24 protein-coding genes and 1 pseudogene are annotated in these 23846 nt (G+C 63.1%); 8 read left to right on the forward strand and 17 right to left on the reverse strand.

The genetic code is table 11. The annotated features are described in order from the left end of the window. Window positions 1–85 precede the first annotated feature (85 nt). Genes LAD35_RS19635 through LAD35_RS19665 form a run of 7 tightly spaced genes read right to left on the reverse strand, consistent with a single transcriptional unit; the run spans window position 86 to window position 6880 of the window. Window positions 86–1153, reverse strand: a complete 1068-nt coding sequence (locus LAD35_RS19635) for an ABC transporter substrate-binding protein (protein ID WP_224150608.1) — start codon at window positions 1151–1153, stop codon at window positions 86–88. Beyond that, a complete protein-coding gene (locus LAD35_RS19640; protein ID WP_224150609.1) occupies window positions 1150–2310 on the reverse strand; it encodes an NAD(P)/FAD-dependent oxidoreductase in 1161 nt (386 codons plus the stop codon). Before LAD35_RS19640 ends, LAD35_RS19635 begins: the two co-directional genes overlap by 4 nt. Then, entirely contained in the window at window positions 2303–3745 is a 1443-nt protein-coding gene (locus LAD35_RS19645) for an FAD/NAD(P)-dependent oxidoreductase (RefSeq protein ID WP_224150610.1), read from the reverse strand. Before LAD35_RS19645 ends, LAD35_RS19640 begins: the two co-directional genes overlap by 8 nt. Then, window positions 3742–4095 carry a (2Fe-2S)-binding protein gene (locus LAD35_RS19650; RefSeq protein WP_224150611.1) on the reverse strand — a complete coding sequence of 118 codons (354 nt, stop codon included), beginning with the start codon at window positions 4093–4095 and terminating at the stop codon, window positions 3742–3744. The genes LAD35_RS19645 and LAD35_RS19650 overlap by 4 nt, the downstream gene beginning before the upstream one ends. Beyond that, window positions 4095–4889 (reverse strand): ABC transporter permease, encoded by a 795-nt coding sequence (locus LAD35_RS19655; protein WP_184704438.1) that lies wholly within the window; start codon window positions 4887–4889, stop codon window positions 4095–4097. The genes LAD35_RS19650 and LAD35_RS19655 overlap by 1 nt, the downstream gene beginning before the upstream one ends. Window positions 4890–4907: 18 nt before the next feature. Continuing rightward, window positions 4908–5765 (reverse strand): ABC transporter permease, encoded by an 858-nt coding sequence (locus LAD35_RS19660; protein ID WP_224152830.1) that lies wholly within the window; start codon window positions 5763–5765, stop codon window positions 4908–4910. A 35-nt stretch (window positions 5766–5800) separates the two neighbouring features. Further along, entirely contained in the window at window positions 5801–6880 is a 1080-nt protein-coding gene (locus LAD35_RS19665; RefSeq protein WP_224150612.1) for an ABC transporter ATP-binding protein, read from the reverse strand. A gap of 199 nt (window positions 6881–7079) precedes the next feature. On the opposite strand from LAD35_RS19665, the gene LAD35_RS19670 reads away from it, so the two are divergent. The 4 genes from LAD35_RS19670 (at window position 7080) to LAD35_RS19685 (ending at window position 10560) form a co-directional block, all read left to right on the forward strand. Then, window positions 7080–7925 (forward strand): IclR family transcriptional regulator, encoded by an 846-nt coding sequence (locus LAD35_RS19670; RefSeq protein WP_224150613.1) that lies wholly within the window; start codon window positions 7080–7082, stop codon window positions 7923–7925. Between the two features lie 278 nt (window positions 7926–8203). After that, a complete protein-coding gene (locus LAD35_RS19675; RefSeq protein WP_224150614.1) occupies window positions 8204–8356 on the forward strand; it encodes a hypothetical protein in 153 nt (50 codons plus the stop codon). A gap of 259 nt (window positions 8357–8615) precedes the next feature. After that, entirely contained in the window at window positions 8616–9551 is a 936-nt protein-coding gene (gene yddG / locus LAD35_RS19680; protein WP_224150615.1) for an aromatic amino acid DMT transporter YddG, read from the forward strand. Window positions 9552–9636: 85 nt separating this feature from the next. Continuing rightward, window positions 9637–10560: a hypothetical protein gene (locus LAD35_RS19685; RefSeq protein WP_224150616.1), complete on the forward strand. Its 924-nt coding sequence runs from the start codon at window positions 9637–9639 to the stop codon at window positions 10558–10560. Between the two features lie 106 nt (window positions 10561–10666). Here LAD35_RS19685 and LAD35_RS19690 read toward each other — a convergent pair whose 3' ends face one another. Both LAD35_RS19690 and LAD35_RS19695 read right to left on the reverse strand, forming a co-directional pair. After that, complete coding sequence (locus LAD35_RS19690) at window positions 10667–11095, reverse strand: peptidase dimerization domain-containing protein (protein WP_224150617.1); 429 nt, start codon at window positions 11093–11095, stop codon at window positions 10667–10669. Window positions 11096–11117: 22 nt separating this feature from the next. Then, a complete protein-coding gene (locus tag LAD35_RS19695; RefSeq protein WP_224150618.1) occupies window positions 11118–12872 on the reverse strand; it encodes a zinc-binding metallopeptidase family protein in 1755 nt (584 codons plus the stop codon). Between the two features lie 352 nt (window positions 12873–13224). Here LAD35_RS19695 and LAD35_RS22460 point away from each other — a divergent pair. Beyond that, a pseudogene (locus tag LAD35_RS22460) lies at window positions 13225–13671 on the forward strand (LysE family transporter); the annotation flags it as partial. 213 nt (window positions 13672–13884) lie between these two features. Here LAD35_RS22460 and LAD35_RS19705 read toward each other — a convergent pair. The 7 genes from LAD35_RS19705 to recA form a co-directional block, all read right to left on the reverse strand. Continuing rightward, entirely contained in the window at window positions 13885–14589 is a 705-nt protein-coding gene (locus LAD35_RS19705; protein ID WP_224152871.1) for a hypothetical protein, read from the reverse strand. A gap of 136 nt (window positions 14590–14725) precedes the next feature. Further along, entirely contained in the window at window positions 14726–15208 is a 483-nt protein-coding gene (locus tag LAD35_RS19710) for a VOC family protein (RefSeq protein WP_224150619.1), read from the reverse strand. A gap of 292 nt (window positions 15209–15500) precedes the next feature. After that, window positions 15501–15746, reverse strand: coding sequence for a VF530 family protein (locus LAD35_RS19715; RefSeq protein WP_224150620.1), 246 nt, complete (start codon window positions 15744–15746; stop codon window positions 15501–15503). A gap of 168 nt (window positions 15747–15914) precedes the next feature. Next, complete coding sequence (locus LAD35_RS19720) at window positions 15915–16961, reverse strand: porin (protein ID WP_224150621.1); 1047 nt, start codon at window positions 16959–16961, stop codon at window positions 15915–15917. A 10-nt stretch (window positions 16962–16971) separates the two neighbouring features. Beyond that, window positions 16972–17949 carry a Bug family tripartite tricarboxylate transporter substrate binding protein gene (locus tag LAD35_RS19725; protein ID WP_224150622.1) on the reverse strand — a complete coding sequence of 326 codons (978 nt, stop codon included), beginning with the start codon at window positions 17947–17949 and terminating at the stop codon, window positions 16972–16974. Between the two features lie 97 nt (window positions 17950–18046). After that, window positions 18047–18502, reverse strand: coding sequence for a recombination regulator RecX (gene recX / locus LAD35_RS19730; protein WP_224150623.1), 456 nt, complete (start codon window positions 18500–18502; stop codon window positions 18047–18049). A gap of 102 nt (window positions 18503–18604) precedes the next feature. After that, on the reverse strand, window positions 18605–19681 hold the full coding sequence (gene recA / locus LAD35_RS19735; protein WP_224150624.1) for a recombinase RecA: 1077 nt from the start codon (window positions 19679–19681) through the stop codon (window positions 18605–18607). Window positions 19682–19879: 198 nt separating this feature from the next. Between recA and LAD35_RS19740 the strand changes: the two genes are divergently transcribed. Further along, window positions 19880–20380 (forward strand): MarR family winged helix-turn-helix transcriptional regulator, encoded by a 501-nt coding sequence (locus LAD35_RS19740; protein ID WP_224150625.1) that lies wholly within the window; start codon window positions 19880–19882, stop codon window positions 20378–20380. 94 nt (window positions 20381–20474) lie between these two features. Here LAD35_RS19740 and LAD35_RS19745 read toward each other — a convergent pair whose 3' ends face one another. After that, window positions 20475–21404 (reverse strand): SdiA-regulated domain-containing protein, encoded by a 930-nt coding sequence (locus LAD35_RS19745; protein WP_224150626.1) that lies wholly within the window; start codon window positions 21402–21404, stop codon window positions 20475–20477. A gap of 223 nt (window positions 21405–21627) precedes the next feature. On the opposite strand from LAD35_RS19745, the gene LAD35_RS19750 reads away from it, so the two are divergent. Next, entirely contained in the window at window positions 21628–22308 is a 681-nt protein-coding gene (locus tag LAD35_RS19750; protein WP_184704474.1) for a response regulator, read from the forward strand. A gap of 68 nt (window positions 22309–22376) precedes the next feature. Then, window positions 22377–23831 carry a sensor histidine kinase gene (locus LAD35_RS19755; protein ID WP_224150627.1) on the forward strand — a complete coding sequence of 485 codons (1455 nt, stop codon included), beginning with the start codon at window positions 22377–22379 and terminating at the stop codon, window positions 23829–23831. The last annotated feature ends 15 nt before the right edge of the window (window positions 23832–23846 follow it).

The raw sequence follows: 23846 nt of genomic DNA on the forward strand, positions 1-23846 counted from the left end.
AACAAAGACAATTGCCAGTAGCTATCAAAACAAAAGCGACCCGCGGTCGCTTTTGTTTTTTGTGCCTTTGAAAGACCGCAGTGCCTCAGCGCTCCACCGTCCGGTTCCAGCGCTTGTTCCACTCAGGACGGTCGGCGTTGATCACGTCCCAATCCACCGCCACTGCATTTTTCAGGATGGCGTTCATCTTGTTCTGCTCTTCAGCGGCCTTGCCTTGCAGCTTGGCTTTAGGCGTCACCGGGTTGTAGCTGCCGTTTTCCATGGCCAGGGCCTGGGCTTCGGGGCTCACCAGGTAGTCCTGCAGCTTGTGCGCCAACTCCGATTCGGGGTTGTTGCTGAGCACGCACATGGCCGTCATCAGCACCACCGCGCCTTCCTTGGGTGCCACGTACTCCATCGGAATGCCCTTGGACTTCATCAGCTCGGCCTGCGTCAGGGTGTAGGGGAAGATGGCCGCATCACCGGCCTGCATCATCTCGACCACCTTGGACGAATTGGGAATGTATTCCACCACGTTCGGGCCGATGGTGGTGGGCCAGGCCTTGAATGCCGGGTCCACATTCTTCTCGTTGCCACCCTTCAGGCGGTTGAACATCAGGAAGGCATGCAGGCCGAAGGACGATGCGGGCATGGATTGCACCACCACCTTGCCCTTGAGCTTGGGGTCGGCCAGATCGCCCCAGGAGGTGGGCGCTGCCCAGCCCTTTTCAGCAAACATCTTGGTGTTGTAGGCCAGGCCCGTCAGCCCCATTGACAGGCCTACCGCGCTGTCCTTGATCTTGGCAATGGCCGGAATGTCATTGATGTTGGCCGACGGCTTGAGCTTTTCGCACAGGCCCATGCCGATGGCGCGGTACATCACGCCGTCGTCCAGGGTCATTACCTGCATCTGGGCCTTGTCCTTGCTGGCCTGTGCCTTGGCGAGGATATCGGTCGAGGTACCAGGCACCACCACCACCTTCACATTGTTGGCCTTTTCAAACGGCGGGAAGACGAACTGCGAGTACGTGCGCTCCATGTTGCCGCCATTCATGCCGATGTAGATGGTCTTGGTCTGTGCGTGCGCTGCTCCTATTGCAGCCACCGCCGCCACCAGGGCTGTCGCCCGAATGGCACCGCGCAGCGGAGAGGTCTTGGTTGTCTTTGTCGTCATGCGATTTTCCTTTCGGGGGTGGGAGAAGAGGCTTCGCCAGCGGAAGCAGGTTGCAAGAATCGGTCGATACGGAAAGCGTCAATCGGCGTGCTGCTGCGGCCCTGCGCAATCAGCTCGGCCATCACCTCACCCACGCCGGGGCCGAGCTGGAAGCCCCCGCCCGCAAAGCCGAAGGCATGGTAGAGGCCTGCAATGCGGCTGCTGGCGCCGATGATGGGCTCATGGTCGGGCAGCGCGCCCTCGTTGCCGCTCCAGGTGCGGATCAGTTGTGCGTTCTTGAGCTGCGGCAAGAGCGCCACCAATTGCGGCAGCTGTTCCCAGATGGTGGTGGCGCGGTTGCGGGCGCGGGTGTCGTCCAGCACCAGGCCCGGGCCGCCGCCAAACACCACGTTGCCACGGCGCACCTGGCGGCAATAGATGCTGCCGCCCTCCACGCCCAGGCTCCAGTGCAGAAAATGCGGCAATGGCTCCGTCACGCCCATGGCGGGCGGGCGGATGCGCATGGGCACCGGCTCGCCGCACTGCTCTGCAAACTGGCCCGCCCAGGCGCCAGCCGCGTTGACCACGATGTTGGCCTTGATCTCCAGCCCCGGCGCGCGCACCACAAAGCGCTGACCGTTGTGCTCCACCGCCTGTACCGGTGTGTGTTCCAGCACCTGCGCGCCTGCGCGGCGCGCAGCGGCAGCAAAGGCAGGCGCCAGCAGGCGCGGGTTGGCCTGGCCGTCTTCAGGGCAGAACGAGCCGCCCACCACCTGCGTGCCGCCTACGGGAAAGCGCTTTTTCAGCTCTACCCCATCGAGCAGCTGCAGGCCCAGGCCGCAGTCGCGCGTCATCTCGGCGTAGCGCACGAGCGACTCCATGTCTGCATCCGAGCGCGCAATCTTGAAATGGCCCGAGCGCTCGTACTCGGCCTCGGTGCCGATCAACTCGGTCAGCCGTCCCCACAACGCATGCGAGCGCTGCGACAGCGGCAGCATGGCGAGTGACCTGCCCTGGCGGCGCACGCCGCCAAAGTTGACGCCGCTTGAACGCGAGCCGCACAGGTCGCGCTCCAGCATCACCACGTTGACGCCGCGCTGACGCAAAAACAGTGCGGTGCTTGCGCCCATGATGCCGCCGCCTATCACCACCACCTCGGTGGCCAGATGCTTAACCATGGGCAGCCTCCTGTGCAGTGGCAGCCACGGTCATGTCCAGCGGCAGGGGCTTGATCGGCGCCTGGCCACGGATGCGGCCGACGTTCTCTACCGGCACCTGCAACGCATCGGCCAGAATCTCGGTCGCCGCCACACCGCACATGCGCCCCTGGCAACGCCCCATGCCCACGCGGCACAGCGCCTTGATGCGGTTGATATCGCCATTCGCATTGGCAGCGGCCGTGCTGCGCATCTCGCCTGCGGTGATGTTTTCGCAGCGGCACACCACCAGATCATCGCTCGCGCGCGCGGCCCAATCCTCGGGAAACGGGAAGGCCACTTCCAGTGCCTGCCGAAAACGCTCTGTTTTCAGGAGCTGCTGGCGCAGGAGGGAGGCACGCGAAGCATCAATTTGGATACCGCGATCCTGCAGCAGTGCCAAGGCAGCCAGTTCGCCCGACATCTCGGCAGCATCCGCCCCCATGATGCCTGCGCCGTCGCCAGCCAGATACACACCGGGTATTGAACTGCGGCGGTCTGCATCGGTCTGCGGTACATGGCAGCGGTGCAGCGGCGCGAAGGCAAACTCGCAGCCCAGCAGGTCCGGCAGTTGCGTCTCGGGGCGCAATGCGTAGCCCAGGCCGACGGCGCTGCAGGCCGTGCGCTGCTCCGCGCCTTGCGCATCTTTCCACACCAGGGCCTGCACGCGCTCATCCTCCGCCCCGCCCTCTGCCCGCAGCAGTTGCACGCCATGGTGCACGGGTACGTTGTGGAGCATCAGCCAGCTCACGTAGTACACGCCTTTGGCAGTCACCGCCGGTTGCGCCAGCATGGCGGGAGCTGCCTTGTAACGTTGCGCAGCGGGCGCGGTATCCAGCACCGCACACACCTTGCCGCCCGCCTTGGCGTACTGGTAGGCCACGAGGTACAGCAGCGGCCCGGTGCCGGCAAACACCACCGCGTCGCCAATGGCGCAGCCCTGGTATTTGAGTGCGACCTGGGCACCGCCCAAGGTGTAGACGCCAGGCAGTGTCCAACCGGGGATTGGCAGCACGCGATCGGTGGCGCCGGTGGCCACGATCACATCGCGCCAGCGCACGGTGTCTGCCGTGCGGCTGGCGGTGTGCAGCAGGTCCAGCGTGTGGCCCTGCGCGTTCCATACCAGGGTGTCAGGCCGGTAGTCGATGTCTGCACGCAGGCTGTCAAAGGTCTGGTGCAAGGCGGTGGCGCGGCCCGCCTCAAAACCGTACAAATCCTTGGGCGTGCGGGCAAAACCGTCGGGCTGGCGGCGGTAGATCTGGCCACCGGCCTTGGGCGCTTCGTCGATGACGACAGGCCGCACGCCGTGGGCAAGCAGGGTCTGGGCGGCACGGATACCGGCAGGGCCAGCACCCACGATCACGGCCGCGCCATCGGCCGGGCGCGGGTCGTCCAGGTAGAAATCGCTGCCGATCATGGCTGCACCTCCACCAGTGCAGCCGTGGCAACGGCACCAGACGTGGTGCACACCTGCATGCCCGCCTGCAACGCTGTGGAGCAGGCGCGCACCTTGCGGCCCGCGTCAGTGCCTCCCAGGGTGACCCAGCAGTCCTGGCAGGCACCCATCATGCAAAAGCCCGCGCGCGGCGTTCCCGCGAACTCGTGGGTGCGCAGTTGTGCCGATTGCGTCAGCACGGCGGTCAGCACCGTATCGCCCTGCAGGGCCTGAGCAGGTTGGCCGTTGAGCATAAAGGCCACGGGCGCGCGGCCCTGCTCCTTGAGCCGTTGCAACTGGGCTGCGTTGCTGTCGGTTTTTACGTGTGCCATCAGTGCTTGCCAATCAGAATGCGATCCAGGCCATAAACTTTGTCGAGCAGCAGCATCAAGCCCAGCGTGATGAACACGATCAGTGCCGAAACGGCAGCCATCATCGGGTCGAGCGACTCGGTGGCATACATGTACATGCGCACCGGCAAGGTGACCGTGCTGGGTGATATGACAAAGATCGACATCGTCAGCTCGTCAAAGCTGTTGATGAAAGCCAGCAGCCAGCCGCCGGTGATGCCCGGCAGGATCATTGGCAGGGTGATGCGCTTGAACACGGTGGCATTGCTTGCCCCCAGCGAATATGCAGCCTGCTCGGCACTGCGGTCAAAGCCGATCAGCGCAGCCATCACCAGGCGCATGGTGTAGGGCATCACCACCAGTGCGTGCGCAAAGATCAGCCAGCCAAAGCTGCCCTGCCCGCCCACCAGCGAGAACATGCGCAGCATGGCCACGCCCAGCACCAGGTGTGGAATGATCAGCGGCGAGAGAAACAGCGCCTGCAGCGCGCCGCGACCCGGAATCTCGTAGCGCACCAGCGCTATTGCAGCGGGTACCGCCAGGGCTGTGGAAATCGATGCCGCAGATACGGCCAGACCCAGGCTGTTCCAGAACGATTGCACGAAATCCGGATGGTGCAGCACCTGGTCGAACCAGCGCAGCGAGAAGCTGGTGGTAGGGATCGTCAGCGTTTCTTCCGGGGTGAACGCCACCAGGCAGACGATGACCAGCGGCGCCAGCATGAAGGTGATGACCAGCGCGTTGAAGATGAGGGCAATGGGTCCGTTTTTTTGCATTGTGTGTTACCTCGCCATTCAGCCCAGCGTCTTGCGGTAGCGGCCTTCGACCATGCGGTTCCAGCCCAGCATGATGACCAGATTGGCAGCCAGCAGCACAAAGGCGATGGCCGCGCCCAGGGGCCAGTTCAGCTCGTGCAGGTATTCGTCATAGATGAGGGTGGCGACCATCTTGACCCGGCGCCCGCCCAGAAGGCCCGGGATGGCAAACGAGCTGGCCGCCAGACCAAACACGATCAGGCTGCCCGACAGAATGCCGGGCAGAACCTGCGGGAACACCACGCGGCGCAAGGTAGTGGCGTGCGATGCCCCCAGCGACAGCGAGGCGCTTTCCACCGAAGGGTCGAGCTTTTGCAGCGAAGTCCACACCGGGATCACCATGAAGGGCAGCATCACATGCACCAGCGCAATCACGATGGCGGTCTCGTTGTAGAGCAGTTTCACGCTGCCGATTCCGACGGCCTTGAACACGGTGTTGATCAACCCCTCCGGGCCCAGCAGCATGCTCCAGCCAAAGGCGCGCACCACCACGGAGATGAGCAGCGGCGCCAGGATGATCAGCAGAAAGATGGAGCGCCAGGGTGCGCGCATCTTGCTCAGGATGTAGGCCTCGGGCGCGCCGATGGCAATACAGATCACGGTGACCACAGCAGAGATCCACAGCGTGCGCCAGAAAATCTCGTAGTAGTAGCTGTCGGTGACGATATGCACATAGTGCTCGATGGTGAACGTACCGGCCACCGGACCGCTGTCGGCGTTGTAGACGTTGAACGACAGAATGGTCGTCAGGATCAGCGGCACCACCAGCATCACGGCAAACAGCAGCAGGGCTGGTGCGCTCATGCCCCAGGGGGCCCAGTTGCGCCGCCCGGGCATCGGGGCGCCTTGCGCCATGGTTACGGCAGGGCGGCTCATGCGGCCACTCCTTCACCGGCAATCACGCGCACATTGCTGTCGCACCAGGCCATGCCCACCGTGCTGCCCACCCCATGCGGCTCGCTGCCGTCGTTGGCGGCGGTGACGGTGAGCGTGCCCAGCGGACACTCCACGGTGTACATCCAGGTATTGCCCAGAAAGAAACGCTCGCGCACCTGGCCTTGCACGCGGCCAGCGTCAATCGCGGACAGCAGGATTTTCTCCGGGCGCAGGCCCAGCAACACGGGCGCGCCACTGGCAGGCAGCGCTCCCGTGCCCACCACCTCGATCGCCACCCCGCCCACCTGGGCCACGGCTCCGCCCTGTGCCGAGGGCATCGGCTGCACCGTGGCCTGCAGCAGGTTGGCCTTGCCCACAAAGGTGGAGATGAAGGCGTTATGCGGGTGCTCGTACACCGTATGCGGCGTATCCACCTGCGTGATGCGGCCCGCCTCCATCACCACCACCCGGTCGCTGATCGACATGGCTTCGCTCTGGTCGTGGGTGACCATGATGGTGGTGGTGCCAACCTTGCGCTGGATCTCGCGCAGCTCGAACTGCATTTCCTCACGCAGCTTGGCATCCAGGTTCGACAGCGGCTCATCCAGCAGCAGCACCGGCGGCTTGATCACCAACGCACGCGCCAGGGCCACGCGCTGGCGCTGGCCGCCGGACAGCTCCCGCGGGTAGCGGTCGGCGTACTGCGCCAGGTGCACCAGGGCTAGCGCGTCGCTGGCGCGTTCGCTGCGCTCGGGCTGGGCCACCTTGCGCATCTCCAGGCCAAATTCCACGTTCTGGCGCACCGTCATGTGGGGGAAAAGGGCATAGGTCTGGAACACGATGCCCAGGCCGCGCTCGTTGGCCTTGGCCCGGGTGATGTCGCGGCCATCCAGCTCGATACGGCCTTCGCTCACATCCACAAAACCCGCAATCATCTGCAAGGTGGTGGTCTTGCCGCAGCCCGACGGGCCGAGCAGCGAGACAAATTCACCCTTGCTCACCTCCAGATTGAAGCCGCTGACCACGCGTGTGGTGCCGTACTGTTTGGAGATTTGGTGAAGACGTAAAAAGCTCATGGGGATCACCTCGGTGGCATGCACAGCAGCCCTGTTGGTCAACGCGTAGGCATGGACGATGTTTTCAAGAATTCGCCAATTTTCGGAATGCAGGCCAGGCAGAGACACGGTATAAATACTAATAATGGAAGATAAATTTGATTTATTCCGTTAAACGGAATAAAAATCGAAAAACTCATTGTTTTATTCCGCGTACATCATGGACCACGACAACGAAGACACCGCCAGCCACCAGCGCGGCACCCTGCATCGCAGCTTTGTGGTGCTGCGCGCGCTGGCCGCGCACCAGAAGGAAGGCGTGCGTGTGACCCACCTGGCCAAGGAAATCGGCCTGACCCAGGCCACCACCCACCGATTGCTGCAAGGCCTGGTGCAGGAAGGCGTGGTGGAGCAGGACCAGCAGCACAAGCTGTACCGGCTGGGCCTTGATCTGTTCTCGCTGGCGGCGCTTGCTGGCGGTGTACAGGATCTGCGCAGCCTCGCGCGGCCCGTGCTGCTGCGCCTGTCTGCCAGCCTGAGCGACACGGTGATCCTGATGGTGCGCTCCGGTTTTGATGCGGTGTGTCTGGACCGGATCGAAGGCCAGTTCCCCATCCGCACCTTCACGGGCGACATTGGCGGCCGCATTCCACTGGGCGTCGGCCAGGGCTCACTCGTCATTCTGGCCAACCTGCCCGACGCCGAGCGCGAAGAGGTGCTGCGCTACAACCTGCCGCGCATCCAGCACTACAACGTGTACGACGAGGTGTACATGCGCACGGAAATCAACAGAGCGCTGAGCCAGGGCTACACAGCCAGAAACTCCGGTCTGCTCGAAGGCATGGCAGGCCTGGCAGCACCGGTATTCGACCGCAATGGCCATGTGGTGGCTGCGCTGTCCATCGGCACACACACGGCCCGCCTGAACGACGAACGCCTGCCAGCCGTACGCGACATGCTGCTGCGCGAAGCCAGAGCGCTCAGCAGCCAGATCAACCCGTTCGACCCTACCTTGCGCCACCCAATGCACGCGCTGTCCACCGGCGACCGCACGCGCAGTCTGTAGAGCAGATCGACTGTGCGCGCAGCTTTTGCGGCGATTGGCCATTGCTCGCCGGGCGCGCACTGTTCCCTTCAACACTGCTGATCGCGCAAACCGTCTACGCAACAGGAATCGGGGGCGTCAGCACATGCGAGGGCATATCTGTCCGCGCACATTGCATGCAGATTCTGTATACAGGTAAAACACCTAGATTTGCTGCACCACAAGCGGACGGCGAGCTTTTATAGTCTAGCCACTGGGCAGCTGCACGGCGTGCGGCTGCAACGCTTTGGAGATTCAGCATGGACTACACCCGACCCAATCATGTGCCTACGGCCCAAGAGCTGGCAGCCGCCGAACGCAGCGAAAACCGTGGCCTCATCGCCTTTGCTGTGCTGGTGATTGTCGCCACCCTGTTTGCCGCACTGGCCTTTGGCAGCCATATTGCCGGCTGACACTATTATTTTGATAGCTGCTTGCGCTGCCCAATCAAGCGCAAGCGGCTGATTTACCCTTAGAGCCGCTAACATAACCCAGCAAATCGTAGATTTGCGGTTGAGACGAGGCGCGAAGCCGCAGACAGTACAAAAGTACGACAAGGCGAAGCAACGACGTATCAAGGGTTATGTTAGCGGCTCGGAATACGGCAGGCGACAGACAGGCCCCGTGCTTTGCCGCTACCATGCAAGGCGCCTTCTGCTTCTGCCTGTTCCGATGCCTTCCGACGCCTCCTCGCCCTCCGCCCCCAGCACCCATCCTCGCGCCACCCTGGTAGGGCTTTCAGCCGTGCTGTGCTGGTCGACGTCGGTAGGGCTGTTTCGCAGCGTGGCCGAACACCTGGGGCCGATTGGTGGCGCTGCCTCCGTCTTCACGGCAAGCGCGTTGCTGGTGACCTTGCGCTTTGGCATGCCGCGCACGGTACAGCTGCGCAAGATGCACCCCGCCTATCTGTGGGGCTGCGGCCTGCTGTTCGTGCTGTACGAGATAGCGTTGTCGCTCTCCCTCGGCTTTGCCAGCAACCGCACGCAGACGCTGGAGCTGGGCATGATCAATTACCTCTGGCCCAGCCTCACCATCGTGCTGGCCACCGTGTTCGGCCTGCAGCGCTTTCGCATCGGCCTCGTGCCCGGGGTGCTGCTGGCCATGGCCGGTATCGTGCTGGTACTCAAGGGCGACAGCGCCTTGTCGATTGCCAGCGTGTGGGCCAATGTGCAGAGCAACCCGCTCGCCTATGGACTGGCCTTTGCCGCGGCCTGGCTCTGGCCCTGCTACTCGGTGCTCTCCAAGCGGTATGCGCATGGCGCCAACGCCCTGCCCGCCTTCTTGTGGGCGGTGGCGGCGGTGCTGTGGGCCAAATATGCCATCAGCGCCGAAAGCGCTCTGCAGTGGTCTATACCTGCGGTGCTGCAACTGGGCATGCTGAGCGGTCTTACGGCGCTGGGCTACAGCTGCTGGGATTACGGTATCCGCCACGGCAATCTCACGGTGATGGCGGTGGGCTCGTACTTCACCCCCGTGCTGTCAGCCCTGGTGGGTACGGTGTGGCTGCAGGTGCAACCGGGCTGGAGCTTCTGGCAAGGTGTGGCCCTGGTCACTCTGGGCTCGCTGATCTGCTGGTGGTGCACCCGCCAGCCTCGCAACAAACAGTAACCACAGAGACGAGCGGCAACCTCCATCGTGTCATGGCCACATGGCACACTCGCGGGTTTTGCATAACCCATGGGGGATGGAATCGATGCTCGGAAAAATAGAGAGCGGCCTGCTGTATCTGATGCGCCTGGTGATGGTGATCCTGGTGCTGTTCACCTTGTTCAACTTTGCCTTGTGGAGCTGGGAGGCCGTGCGCAAACCCAAGCCTGATACCGCAATGGAGGAGGCCCACAAGGACCGTGACTGGGCAGCGCTCAAGATCAGCGACGAAGAACTCAAGAAGATCACCTATTCCGACTTCGGCTATGGCGATGCCAGCCAGACCCTCAACGATGGCAAGCTGGCGGCCGATACGGCGGTCGTTGCCGCCTTTGCAGAAGTGGATGCTCTGGTGCGCGCCGCCATCGAGCGCAACCCCGCGCAGCGCAAGAAGCTGGAAGATGACAACAACGAGCGGGGCCTGGCGCCGGTGCAGGCTCTGCCCGCCCTGGTGACGGCCATGCAGGCCAAGGAGCGCGCGGACCTGGACACCGCAGCGGTTGACGCAGCCACGGCAGCCGCCGCTGCCATCGAGGCGGCTGACGGCGATGGCTGGCAACCCCAGCCCACCAGCATCGGCGAGGCCCTGCTGAACCAGACGCGCAGCATCATCACCAGCTACAACTACGACGCAGGACGCGCATTTGTACTGGGCGCGCCAGCCGCTCTCAAGACCTTGCTGGCCGATCCGCAGGTGCAGGCGGGCATCAGCAAGCAGACCGCATCCATCGTGGTGAGCAACCTGCTGCTCAACTACAACATGGTGTTCAGCACCAAGGCGGGCGAGAGTGATGCGCAGGCTGCAACGCCGGGCTGGCTGGAGCGCCTGCTCGAACCCAGCAACCTGCTGGTGTTCACCGTGCTGCTGTGGTCGTTCGTGTTCCTGATGATGATCGTCGTCTTCCTGCGTGTTGAACGCCATCTGCGTGCCATGTCCCAGGAAGGCAAGACTCTGGCGCAGCGCCTATAGATTCAAGCGAAATCAGTCTTCAGCGCCCACCTGTAAAGCGGCAGGTGCTATCAAAGATGAGAAAAGGGGAGCGAGTGCTCCCCTTTTTTGCTGCCTGCGGCGCAGCTTACGGTTGGGTCACGCTGTAGCGGATATCCGCTGGCGCACCTGCGGTCAGATCGCCCGGCTTGACGTTGCGGAACGCGTTTTCCGCATCGGTACCGGCCTTGGCGGCTGCGGTCACCTTGGCCAGCAGATCGCTCTCGCTCACACCCGACTGGGCATTGAGCTTGACGACGAACTTGCCGTCCGATGCGATCGAGTTGACCGAGTTGCCGCCTGTCAGCTCGGAGACCGAATAGCTGCCCGCCGGCAAGCCGGACTTCTGGAACTCCATCATGGCGCGCGCAGCGGCATGCAGCGCGCTCGTGCGGCCATAGTTGCCGCTGCTGTGGCCACCGGGGCCCTGGAACTCCGCCACAATGGTCTGTGCCTGCGCCATACCGGTGCCCCACGCGGATGCGACCAGAAACAGGGTGGAAATGGTTTTCTTCATGGTGTTGACTCCTGCGGGTGGCTTACTTGACTTCACGGGTGCGCACGCCGATCGGGTCGAGCGCTGGCGTGATGACCGTGCCATCGGAGAGGTTGTAGCCCGAGGCCATCAACACCGCCATCATGGCGCGCTGGATACGCTTGGCTTCGCGCTTGGGATCGCCGCGCGTGCCCCATTCCCAGAACGCGTGGCCGCCACCGCCCGCCACATCCGATGCGAGCGACCAGTTGTAGGTGGGCACCCCGGTGTTGGCAGGCACGTTGTCGTTCAGGCTGGTCGAGCCCGAAGGCACCTTGCCGGTGTTGTCCACACCCACCGACTGGGCAGCCTGCCAGCCCACCTGCAGCGCGATGTTGGCGGTGTTGCCATTGACGAACGCAGGACGCAGGCCGTACCAGACCTGCTCGATGGACACCGCTTCGGGTGAGCCATCGGCCTTGCTGTAACGGGTGTTCTCCGCCGTCATGCCCGCCTTGAAGGTGGGTTCGATCTTGGCACGCATCTCGTTCAAGGTGTCGGTGCGCTCCGAGCGCATGTCCACCAGCAAGGAGCAGCTGGGCACCACATCGCTGCCGGCAGCGGGCGCTTCGCAGCTGGCCTGGCCCACGGTGTACGTGGTCTTGAGGGCGCCACTGCGCTCCTCCGAAGGCGTCTTCAGGTCGGCAATCTTGGCAATGGTGGAAGCCATGGCTTCGACAGCGCTTGGGCCTGCGCCCGGTGTGGCTGGCGCCTTGAATTTCATCTCGAAGCGGTAGCTGCCGGTGAAGTTCACCGTGCCGCCGCCTTCCGAGCCGAAGTTGGCAACGAAGTTCAGCGGGTTCGATCCGGTGCCCAGGTCCTGCTCGAAGCCATACAGCTGCTTCATGCCGGCCAGATTGCCCTTGCCCTCTTCGCCTGCCGTGCCGCACAGCCACACGTCATACACCGGCTTGATGCCGTATTTCTTGAACATGCGCGCCATGGTGAACACGTTGGTGGTGTTGCCCATCGCATCCGAGTAGCCCGGCACATACATCCGCACACCGCCACCGGCCTTGGCTTCGTCCTGCGTCGCAAACCATTTGCTCGAACGCGCATAGTTGTCGTCTTCGACGATACGTCCATTGGCGTCGAAGGCCAGTTCCGTCTTGATCGCAGCCAGTTGCGCAGGGGTCGTCACCACGGGGTCGGTGATCGGCTGCAGCTTAATCGGCTGGTATTTCTTGTCCTCGGGCGGCAGCACCTCGGGGTTGACCACGTCGATGTGCGACTCGATCAGCACCTTGGGATACTGGCCCTTGTATGACTTGGCGCCTGGGCTGCCGGAATAGCTGCCCTTGATTTCCACGCAGGCGTTGTACACCGGCAGGCCATCGACGATCTGCACGTCCGAGCCGGGCAGATTGCCGTCAGCGCGGGTTTTCACTTCGCTGGCCGCAAAGCCCCAATCGTTCACGAAACGGCGGTGCACCTCCTGGGCCATGCGGTTTTCGTAGCGCGATGGTGAAGCAATGCGCACCAGCTCCATGTGCTGGTTGTAGCGCTGCTTTTCGCTGGCCGCCGTGTTCAGCTCGGCCATGATGTCCTGGATCTTTTTGTCGGCCATCAACTTTTGCGAAGCCGACGCGATCAACGGATCAATGGCGGGAACCCCATCCACAATGGTGGTGGGCTTGGGGGTAGCGGGTGTTTCACCACCGTCGTCGCTGGAACCACTGCCTCCGCATGCGGTCAGCAACAAGGCTGCCGACATGGCGTAGAACAATGGAGATCTGCTGTAGATGTGCGTTTTCATCATGCTCTATGCTTCTCCAAAAATGGTGCGTCGGCACCGTTGACCAACCTTCCTCGCCCGACCGATATCAACAATGCCTGGATGCATTTTTATAAATATTCGCAATGAAGTTATAGATATAAATTCTTGCGAAATGCATCATCCGGCCACGCCTGGCGCGTGAACTGTCACCGATTTGTCAAACCGGGGAGAAACCATAGGTTGGTTGCAGCCACATGCTTTGCGCCGCGCGATACGCACCACGGCAATCCACGGCGCATCACAGCGCTGCAAAACCAGCATCAGCGCAACACCGGTTCGGCACCACAATCACAGACAGGCGTCCGTCCCCCACCCATTGCTCTTCCCGCGCACCATGTCCTATCTTGTTTCGCTGCTAACCATTGCCGGCATCTACCTGGCCGTGCTTGCCAGCCCTGGCCCCAATTTCTTCATCCTGAGCCAGCTGGCGCTGCAAGGGGAGCACATGGCGGCGCGTTTTGTGGTGCTGGGCCTCACCACCGGCTCCATCTTCTGGGTGGTGCTGGCGCTCGCGGGCCTGTCCACCCTGCTGGCGCAGCACCCGTGGCTGGCAACCGGTGTGCGGGTGGCGGGGGCGGCTTATCTGGTCTGGTACGGGGCGGGGCTGCTGCGGTCCGCGGTCCGCTCACGCCGCAATGCCGAATCTGGCACCGTCGCGCAAACGCCGCGCCTTGCTTCACGCATGGCGGCTTACCGGTCCGGGCTGTTGACAGGGGTCACCAACCCCAAGGGGGCAGCGTTCTGGACCAGTGCGTTTGCCGCGCTTGTTCCCTTGCATGCGCCAGCCTGGTTCCATGTGGCAACCGTGCTGCTGGTTACCTGCCTGTCGCTGGGCTGGCACCTGGGGATCACCTGGGGATCACCTGGGTGTTCGGAAATGCGGCACTGCGCCGTGGCTACCTACGCATGGAGCGGGCAGTCAACGGCCTCGCTGGCGGCGCGCTGGTGCTGCTGGGCATCCAGCGCCTGGCCAGTCGTTGAGCATCTGCGGCGGTCAGCCGCGCAGCAACCACAGGCCTGCGCCAAAGACGACGGCGTGCACGGCCAGCAATGCGCCCAGCCATGTCAGGGCGGGCGACGCCATGCCGTCCAATGTCTGCTGAATACGAGTGGCCAGAAAGCTGCGCAGCGCTGGATCGCCTGGCAGCGCCTCTCCACCGCCATGGGCCGCACGGGTCTCGCCCCACTCCTGCATCAACTCGGACAGTGGCAACCGGTCCATCAGCATTCCGACGACCTTGCGCACGACCGCACCGTCCCCCACCAGAGGTTTGATTTTCTCCACCGCTGCCTCTGCCGAAAACACATCCGCGCCGCGATGGAAGGTGCGGTGCGCCGCAGGCAGCGCTTCTATCCGGGTTGCCAGTTGATCGGCCAGGGGCTGCGCCAATGCCGGGCCATAACGGCGCACCAGCTTGGCCAGCGCCATGCCACGGCCCAGATTCATGCCCGTGAAAAAATAGGCGGGGATGGTGAGCGCCAGCAAGACCAGAACCACCACAGGCCCGGCCCCCAGCGCATCAGCGGGCAATGTCGCCTTGGCGCTGCTCCAGAGCACCAGGTAATAGATGGTGCTGAGCAAGCCCAATGCAAAGGCGAGCGCCACGCCCAGTGCGATTCCGCCCACCATCGACATGCCTGCGCTTGCACCCGTGCGCAGTGCGGAGCCCACTGCCCCTTTTGGTACTTGTTCTGCCATCTTGGCTGGTCTCCCGGTTGCCTGCGGCAAATGGCGCCGCTGCAGACATCATAGAAGAAGCATGGATGGCAATGCAGCAAAAATCGGCCGATCCACCAGTTGGGCCTTTGCTCCTCGTCTGGTCAGAGGCCCGGCCTCACGCCCCCTTGCGGGCAGCTTCGATGGCCGCGATATCGATCTTGGTCATGGTCATCATGGCGGCAAATACGCGCTGCGCCGTGGCAGGGTCGGCATTGAAAACGCCCTGCGTGAGGGCACGCGGGGTGATCTGCCACGAGATGCCCCAGCGATCCTTGCACCAGCCGCAGGCACTCTCCTGCCCGCCATTGCTCACAACCGCGTTCCACAGCCGGTCTGTCTCTTCCTGGTCGTCGGTGGCGATCTGGAACGAAAACGATTCGTTGTGCTGAAAATGCGGCCCGCCGTTGAGCCCGATGCACGGGATACCGGCAACGGTGAATTCCACCACCAGCACGTCACCCTGCTTGCCATCGGGGTAGTCGCCGGGTGCGCGGTGGATCTGGCCCACCGTGCTGTCAGGAAAAGTCTGCGCGTAAAAACGCGCTGCCTCCAGGGCGTCGCCCTGGTACCATAGGCATATGGTGTTTTTGGGAGTCATGCAAAAGTCTCCTGCAGGGTCTGATTGATCTGGCGGACCCCTTGCGCGCCCGCCGCAACCAAACTACAGGGTAATACCGTTCGCGCAAACACGGGGTAACCAGCACGTACGGATCGCGTCCAGATGTGCATATGGCAACGCCTCCCCGGCCAGACGCTCACACGCTCAGCTACGAATTCGATGGGGTGACGAGGGCGCAATTAGCTATATTAATAATAGCGATTGGCGCAATACTGCCATATGTCACCGATGCTTTTGATGCATGCAGCAAGGAACTGCACGGCGAGCCTGCTCAGTCGCGCTCGTTGCGCTTTTGCTCGCGCAGCATGAACAGGTAGAGACTCTCCACCTTCTCGCGGGCCCAAGGCGTCTTGCGCAGAAACTTCAGGCTGGAGGTGATGCTGGGGTCGAGCGTAAAGCAGCGCACCGAAATGCGCGCCCCAAGCCCCGGCCAGCCGAAGTAATCCACCAGCTCGTTCAGGATGCGCTCCAGCGTCATGCCATGGAGAGGATTGCGTGGTTGCTCAGAGAGGGTCATGGCGCCATTGTCGCCTAGTGCAGCCCTGCAAGGCGTGCGCTGGGGAACAGGCAAGGGCGCGCACGCCGAAATCCCGCAAGCTGACACGACTCCTTCGGCACCACGGCATTGCAGGCGCCCGGCCAGAGTCGTCTGCGCCATCGCGCCGCAACAAGGCTTGAATGCGGTTCAGAAACGGTGGCGTATGCCCGCCCCGATGCTGCCCTCCACACCATGACCCGAGAGCTTGTCGCTCAGGTAGATGGCATACAGGTCGGTGCGCCGCGACAGCTGGTGGTCATAGCCCACCGCCCAGTTGGTGCGGCGGCTATCGTCGGCATTGGAAGCATCGCGCCGGGTGCGCGCCACCGAGGCCATGAATCTGCCTGCCGCGCCCACTGGAATCCCCACGCCCAGCTGGGCAGTGTTGGCCCTGGTGCCCAGATCAGGCGTGCGCGCCCGCTGCCACTGGCCATAGACCTTGGCCATGCCCAGATCGTAGGAGGCGGCCGCCAGAACCGCTGTCTGGCGGGTGATGCCGGTGCCATCCAGCCCCGGCCCGTACTGCACGGTTTGCGCAACCAACGCTGCCGCGAACGGCCCTTGTGCATAGTTGATGGCCAGGCTTTTGTTGCTGCGGCCGTGGTCGCTTGCCTGTTCTCCAAAGCCATAGGAAACATCGGCACGAAAACCACCGATGGTCGGCGATGTGTATTGCACGGTGTTGTTCCACACGCTGTCGCCCAGCACCGCGCGGTCGTATGCCACCTGCCAGGTCTGGAGCATGATGGGAGAGAACTGCAGCGAGCCGCCGAATGGATCGAACTGGCCGCTGGCCACGAACAGCCGGTTGGTCTGCCGCCCGGCAGTCACTTGCCCAAAACCGCCCGCAAGCCCTACCCAGGCGTTGCGCGACAGAAAAGGATCGGCGCTGTTGCGTCCGTTCGATCCGCTGTCGGTCTGAAAAAAGCTCTCCAGCGTGAACAAGGCCTTGAGACCGCCTCCGAGGTCTTCGCTGCCGCGCAGGCCCCAGTAGGACGTGGTCATGCCATTGCTGTTGACCACCAGGGTGCGGGCCAACTGGTCGCTGCGCCGCATGGAGCCGACATAGGCATCCACCAGGCCGTACAGCTGCACGCTGCTGCCGTCGGCAGCCCGGGTAGGCGCATGAACAGCCATGGTGCCGCCAGCCACCAGGGCCACGGCGGCGGCATATGCAGAAAATGAAGTTTGCATGGGTAGGCCCTTACTGCTTTGGAATGCCGGCACGCTGGATCACGGCACCCCAGCGCTGGATTTCGCTGTTCAACAGCGCCGCCTGCTGCTCGGCGGTGCTGCCCCGCGCCTCAACACCCAGGTCTTGCAGGCGTTGCTTCACGTCGGGCAAGGCCAGCGCCGCATTCGCCGCCTGGCTGAGCCGCGCGATGACGGCCTGAGGCGTCTTTGCCGGCGCGGCCAGCGCATTCCACGAGGCCACGCTGAAGCCCTTGGCCGCCGCATCGCTCTCGGCCACGGTGGGAACCTGCGGCAGCCCGGCCGCGCGCTTGTCACCCATGACGGCCAGTGCCCGCAGTACCTTGCTGCTGACCTGTGCCATCACCGGCGCGAGAATTTCAACGGCCGCATCCACCTGCTTGCCACGCAGCGCGTTGAGCACGGCGGGCGAGCCATTGAAAGGCACGATCTGCACATCGATGCCCAGCGTGGTCTTGAGCAGCTCTGCCGCCAGGTGCTGCGTGCTGCCCATATTGATGGTGCCGATATTGAGCTTGCCAGGCCGCGCCTTGGCCTGGGCGACGAGATCCTGCAGCGAACGGATCGGACTGTCCTGCGGCACCAGCACGGCCAGATCAAAATAGCCCAGCGTGGAGATCGGTGCAAAGTCCTTGGCCGCGTTGTACGAAAGCGACTTGAACAGCCCCTCTGCAACCGCGTTGGCATTCGACATGAGCAGCAGCGTAAGGCCATCGGGCGCGGCTCGCACCACCTGCTCGGCAGCCACCACGCCGCCCGCACCCGGCTTGTTGTCCACGATGATGGGCTGGCCGCCGAGCAGCTCGGTCATTTTCTGCGCCACGATGCGCACGGTGAGGTCGGCTACGCCTCCCGGGCCGAAGGGCACCATGATGCGGATGGGCTTGGAAGAAAATGATGGCTGGGCACCTGCCGCCAACGGCATGGCTCCCAATGCCAGCAGGGCGCTGACAAACTGTCGTCTTTGCATGTGAAGTCTCCTGTAGAGCCCACACTGTGGCCAAAATCGATGCTGCTGAGCACTGCCTTCGAGCGGCTAGCAGATATGCCTGTTCGGCATGGCTACGCTACAGGCCCTCTTCCCCGGCTCCATCCAGCACCTTGCGCACCACCTCTCCGCCAAAACCGCGGCTGGCCAGAAAACGCATCTGTTTTGCCCGCTCCTGCGGCGTGGAAGGCTGCTCGCCAAAGCGGCGCCGCCAGACTTCGCAGGCCCGCTGCAGCTCGGTGCCCCGCAGGCGATCCATGGCGTCGGCAATCAGCTCGGCATCCACACCCTTGTGGCGCAACTCCTGCGCCACGCGATTGGCGCCGAAGCGCGCCGCCTTGGTATGGAGCACGCTCTCCACCAGTCGCTCGGCGCTGATGAAGCCCTTGGCTTCGAGCGCATCGAGCACGGCATTCAGATCATCGCCCTCTTCCAGGTGCGGGCTGAGTTTGGTCACCAGTTCGGCACGCGAGTGCTCGCGCTGCGCCAGATAGCGCAGTGCGCGGCCTTGGAGGGAGAGTTTGGCAAACGACATTCCGAATGACACCCGAATTGCTATAAAACAAATAGCTGCCCGCGCACATCTACTGTGCGCAGACAGCTATTTTTACTGAATCCAATGGATGGCGAGCCCGGGTCAGGCAGCCTCTCCATCGGCATCGGGGCCTGCGATCACGCCGTCTTCGGCGGGGCGCAGCGAGATGTTCAGGCTTTCGCGCACCTTGTTCTCGATCTCGATGGCGAGGTCGGGATTCTCGCGCAGGAATTCGCGCGAGTTGTCGCGGCCCTGGCCGATCTTCTCTCCGTTGTAGGCATACCAGGCGCCGCTTTTCTCGATGATGCGGGCATTGACGCCCATGTCGAGGATTTCGCCTTCGCGCGAGATGCCTTCGCCAAAGAGGATGTCGAACTCGGCGGTCTTGAACGGAGGCGAAACCTTGTTCTTGACAACCTTCACCTTGGTTTCATTACCGATGGCTTCGTCACCCTTCTTGATGGTGCCGGTGCGACGGATATCGAGACGCACCGAGGCGTAGAACTTGAGCGCGTTGCCGCCCGTCGTGGTTTCGGGGCTGCCGAACATCACACCGATCTTCATGCGGATCTGGTTGATGAAGATGACCGTGCAGTTGGTCTTCTTGATGGTGGCGGTCAGCTTGCGCAGCGCCTGGCTCATCAGGCGCGCCTGCAGGCCGGGCAACTGGTCGCCCATTTCGCCTTCGATTTCAGCCTTGGGCGTCAGGGCGGCGACCGAGTCCACCACGATCAGGTCAACGGCGCCCGAGCGCACCAGGCTGTCCACGATCTCCAGCGCCTGCTCGCCGGTATCGGGCTGGCTGATCAGTATGTCCGGCAGGTTCACGCCCAGCTTTTGCGCATAGCTGGTATCGAGCGCGTGCTCGGCGTCGATGAAGGCACAGGTACCGCCCAGTTTTTGCATTTCGGCAATCACCTGCAGCGTCAGCGTGGTCTTGCCGGACGATTCAGGGCCGTAGATCTCGATCACACGGCCACGCGGCAGGCCGCCTACGCCCAGGGCAATGTCGAGCCCCAGCGAGCCGGTGGAGACAACCTGGATATCCTCAATCGCCTCGCCCTCTCCCAACTTCATGATCGTGCCCTTGCCGAACTGCTTTTCGATCTGGGCAAGCGCCGCAGCCAGGGCTTTGGCTTTTTCGGTATTGGCTTCTGGCTTGGTAGCGGTGGCGTTCATGGATTTGTCCTTGCGTTTAAGAGTCATGTCGTATGGATTTCTATCCAGCTGTTTGCATATACAGACTGGATGCTTGAACAGTAGTTTATGGGATTGGTATATTTTATAAAATCATTTTTTTAGTCAGTTTAGTTGACTATATATAAAATACCGACACCGACGTGATCTGGCGAAAAAGCCCTTTGTTTTCAAGGACCCATGCCCATTCTTCTTCCCCACCTGCCTGACGACAGCTGGCGCCTGACGCACCTGGGCCGCCTTCTGGGCCATGCCATGCGCCGCTTCGATGCCCGCGTGCTGCAGCTGATGGCACAGGACGAAGCGGTACCGCTTGCCCTGTCGAACCTGGCAGCGCGCGACCAGGTGAGCGCCGCCCATATCCACATTACCCGGCACCTGGCGCTGGCCGGTGACCGCCTGACCAACCTGGCCGAGCGCGCTGGCATGAGCAAGCAGGCCATGGCCAACCTGGTGGATCAGTGCGAAGCCTGGGGATTGGTGACGCGCGAGAGCGATCCGCGTGACGCACGGGCCCGCATCGTGCGCTTTACCGGCTCCGGCCTGCTGTGGCTGCAGGCTTTCGAGCGCGCAGTAACACAGGCAGAGGCCGAGTTCCGCACCGAGGTGGGCGACGAAGTGGCGACGGTGGTGAAACTGGGGCTGGAGGCGTATTGCGGCAGCGATGAACAGATTTTTTGATCAAAAGCGGCTCTAAGAGCGTGTTTACGATCTCTACGCAGCCGCGTTGGAGTGCAATCGGGATGAGTCCGAAGCGCTTATCCAGCAAGCGCTATTAGCTCCGTTTTTCGAAGCGATAGAAGAGATTCGGCTCAGAGACCAGGTACAGCACGCCAGAGCCATCCATGGCCACGCCTTCAGGCTGGGGAATGGTGCGCTCCAGCCCGCTTTCGCCTGCCCACAGCGGCATCAGGCCGGCCAGATCGCCATTGCGGTCGTATTCGTACAGCACCGACGACTCCTCTCCCAGCAGCAGCAGATTGCCCGTGCGGGGATCGACTTCAACCGACGCCAGATCGGTGGTGGGCAGACCGGTGGGGTCGGCAGGCTCCCACGAATTGACAGTCACGGAGGGCGAAGCGCCAGTACCGGGAGCGAAGGCGGGCAGACTGATGCGCAATACCTGCATGGGCCATTTTTCCGTCACTGCAACGAGTTGCCGGCGCTGCCCGTCCCAGCTCAGGCCTTCCACTCCGAAGTTCTTGATCTCCGTATCGCCCAATGCCAGAGACTGGGTCTGGCTCAGCACCACCTTGCGGCCTTCCGGCACGATCTCCACCCAGTGGATGCGGTTGCGGCGTTCGTCCGCAATGGCGAACCAGTTGCCATCGATATGGGCAACCCCTTCAGGGTCATCGGCGCCTTCCAGGGGCATGAGGCGCAGCAGTTCGCCCTTGGTGTTCAACTCGGCCACGCTGGGCGGGCGGTTGATTACGGCAAAGAGGGTATGGGTGTGCGGGCTGTAGGTCAGACCCGAGAGGTTGTCGCGAATGCCGATGACCGGTTTGGCCTGCTCTGTTGCGTGGTAACGCGCCAGCTGCGCGTTCGCAGCCGGAGCAGCACGCTCTGCTGCGATTGCACCGTGCCAGGGCAGGCGCATGGTGTTCAGGTGCAGACAGATCGCAACCAGCGCCAGCAAGGCCATGACCGCCGCTATCCGGCGGCGGCGCAACCGCCACCCCAACACCTGGGTATCCCGTTTCATTCTGCCCTGTCTGGTTGAACACGCCTGTGCGCCAGGGCACCATGCCGGGGCTGAAAACGCGTACGCGCATGGTACGCGATGCCGTGCGGCATTTTTGTGACGCGGTCATGCACGCTCGCTCACCTGCAGGCACAGCGCCACGCCCGGCCAATCGCCATACACGGCATCAACAGGCTCTAGAATCAACCGAAACAGCGCACAGCGCATACCAACAGGAGACCCCATGCGAATTCTGATTGCCGAAGACGACCAGGTGCTGGCCGACGGCCTGCTGCGCAGTCTGCGCAACTCGGGCGCTGTGGTGGACCACGTGGCCACTGGCACCGAAGCCGATGCCGCACTGATGGCCAACAACGAGTTTGACCTGCTGATCCTCGACCTGGGCCTGCCCAAGATGCACGGGCTGGAAGTACTCAAAAGGCTGCGCGCGCGCGGATCTGCGATACCCGTGCTGATTCTCACCGCCGCCGAAAGCGTGGACGAGCGCGTACAAGGCCTTGATCTGGGGGCCGACGACTACATGGCCAAGCCCTTTGCGCTGTCGGAGCTGGAAGCGCGCGTGCGGGCTCTCACGCGCCGCAGCGCAGGCATGAGCACCACCCTGATCCAGCACGGACCGCTGGAATACGACCAGGCGGGGCGCGTCGCCACGCTGGAAGGCCGGATGCTGGAGTTGTCCGCGCGCGAGCTGGGCCTGCTGGAGGTGTTGCTGCAGCGCAGCGGCCGCCTCGTCAGCAAGGACCAGTTGGTCGAGCGCCTGTGTGAATGGGGAGAAGAAGTCAGCACCAATGCCATCGAGGTGTACATCCACCGCCTGCGCAAGAAAATCGAGAAGGGCCCGGTACGCATTGCCACCGTGCGCGGCCTGGGCTATTGCCTCGAAAAGATCCAGCCTGCGGCCTGACCATCATTTCATAGCAGCCAGCGCTTTGTAGATGGGCGCTGACAGCACTTTAGACCACAAGGACTGCCTTGGCCCTGTTTCGCGGTGAGCAGCGTTCCCTGTTCGGTGAGATCCTCGACTGGATGCTCACCCCGCTGCTGCTGCTGTGGCCGGTGTCGCTCGCGCTGACCTGGCTGGTGGCGCAGAACCTGGCCAACAAGCCGTTCGACCGCGCGCTGGAGTACAACGCCCACGCTCTGGCACAGCTGGTGAGTGTGCATGGTGGGCAGACCTATTTCAATCTGCCCCAGCCCGCCAGCGAAATTCTGCGCGCCGATGACTCGGACGCCGTGTACTACCAGGTAACGGCGCCCAATGGACGTTTTCTGGCTGGCGAATCGGAACTGCCCCCGCCCCAGGACGACCAGGAGCGCCCCGTCGGCCTGGTACAGCTGCGCGATGCCGAGTTGCGCGGCGTGGAAGTGCGAATCGCCTGGATCTGGGTGCGCCTGTCGCTGCCCGAGCCCAATCTGGCGCTGATCCAGGTCGCCGAGACGCGCGAGAAACGCAGCGTGCTGGCCACCGAGATCATCAAAGGCGTGATGCTGCCGCAGTTCGTCATCCTGCCGCTGGCGGTGCTGCTGGTCTGGCTGGCACTGGCGCGCGGCATCAAGCCGCTGCACCAACTGGAGGAGCGCATCCGCGCGCGCAAGCCCGATGACCTCTCGCCCATCCACCACAAGGATGTTCCGCTGGAAGTGGTGCCGCTGGTCGACTCAGTCAACGACCTGCTGGGGCGCCTGAACGACTCGCTGGCCACGCAAAAGCGCTTTCTGGCCGATGCCGCCCACCAGCTCAAGACGCCCCTGGCGGGGCTGCGCATGCAGGCCGAGATGGCCCAGCGCGCCGATGCCAACGCCACAGACCTGAAACTGTCGCTGCAGCAGATCGGGCGCTCGAGCATGCGTGCCACCCACACCGTCAATCAATTGCTCTCGCTCGCACGCGCCGAAGGCCCAGGCGCCCTGCTGCAGCGCACGCCCTGCAACATGGCAGAGATCGTGCTGGATGCCATGCACGACGGCATAGACCGTGCGCTGGCCAAGCACATCGACATGGGCTACGAAGGCATGCAGGTGGACGACCCGGAAGTCTGGGTCAACGGCAATGCCACCTTGCTGGGCGAGCTGGTACGCAACCTGCTGGACAACGCCATCAACTACACGCCCTCAGGCCCCCGTGCGCCAGGCATCATCAATGTGCGCCTGTTGGCCGACCCGTTTGGCCACGTGCTGGTGCTGCAGGTGGAAAACTCCGGCCCCGGCATTGCCGAGGAAGACCGTGAACACATCTTCCAGCCCTTCTACCGCGTGCTCGGCAGCGATGTCGATGGCTCCGGATTGGGCCTGCCCATCGTGCAGGAAATCGCGCGCCAGCACGGCGCCAGCGTCACCCTGGAAGACGCCTATCCCAAGCAGACGCAGCGCGGCGTGGTGTTCAGCGTGCGGCTGCCGACGACCCAGAAGCCAGACGCTGCTGCATGACCAATGCCCTCTGAG

The sequence above is a fragment of the Comamonas odontotermitis genome (genome assembly GCF_020080045.1).
Classification (GTDB): Bacteria; Pseudomonadota; Gammaproteobacteria; order Burkholderiales; family Burkholderiaceae_C; genus Comamonas; species Comamonas odontotermitis.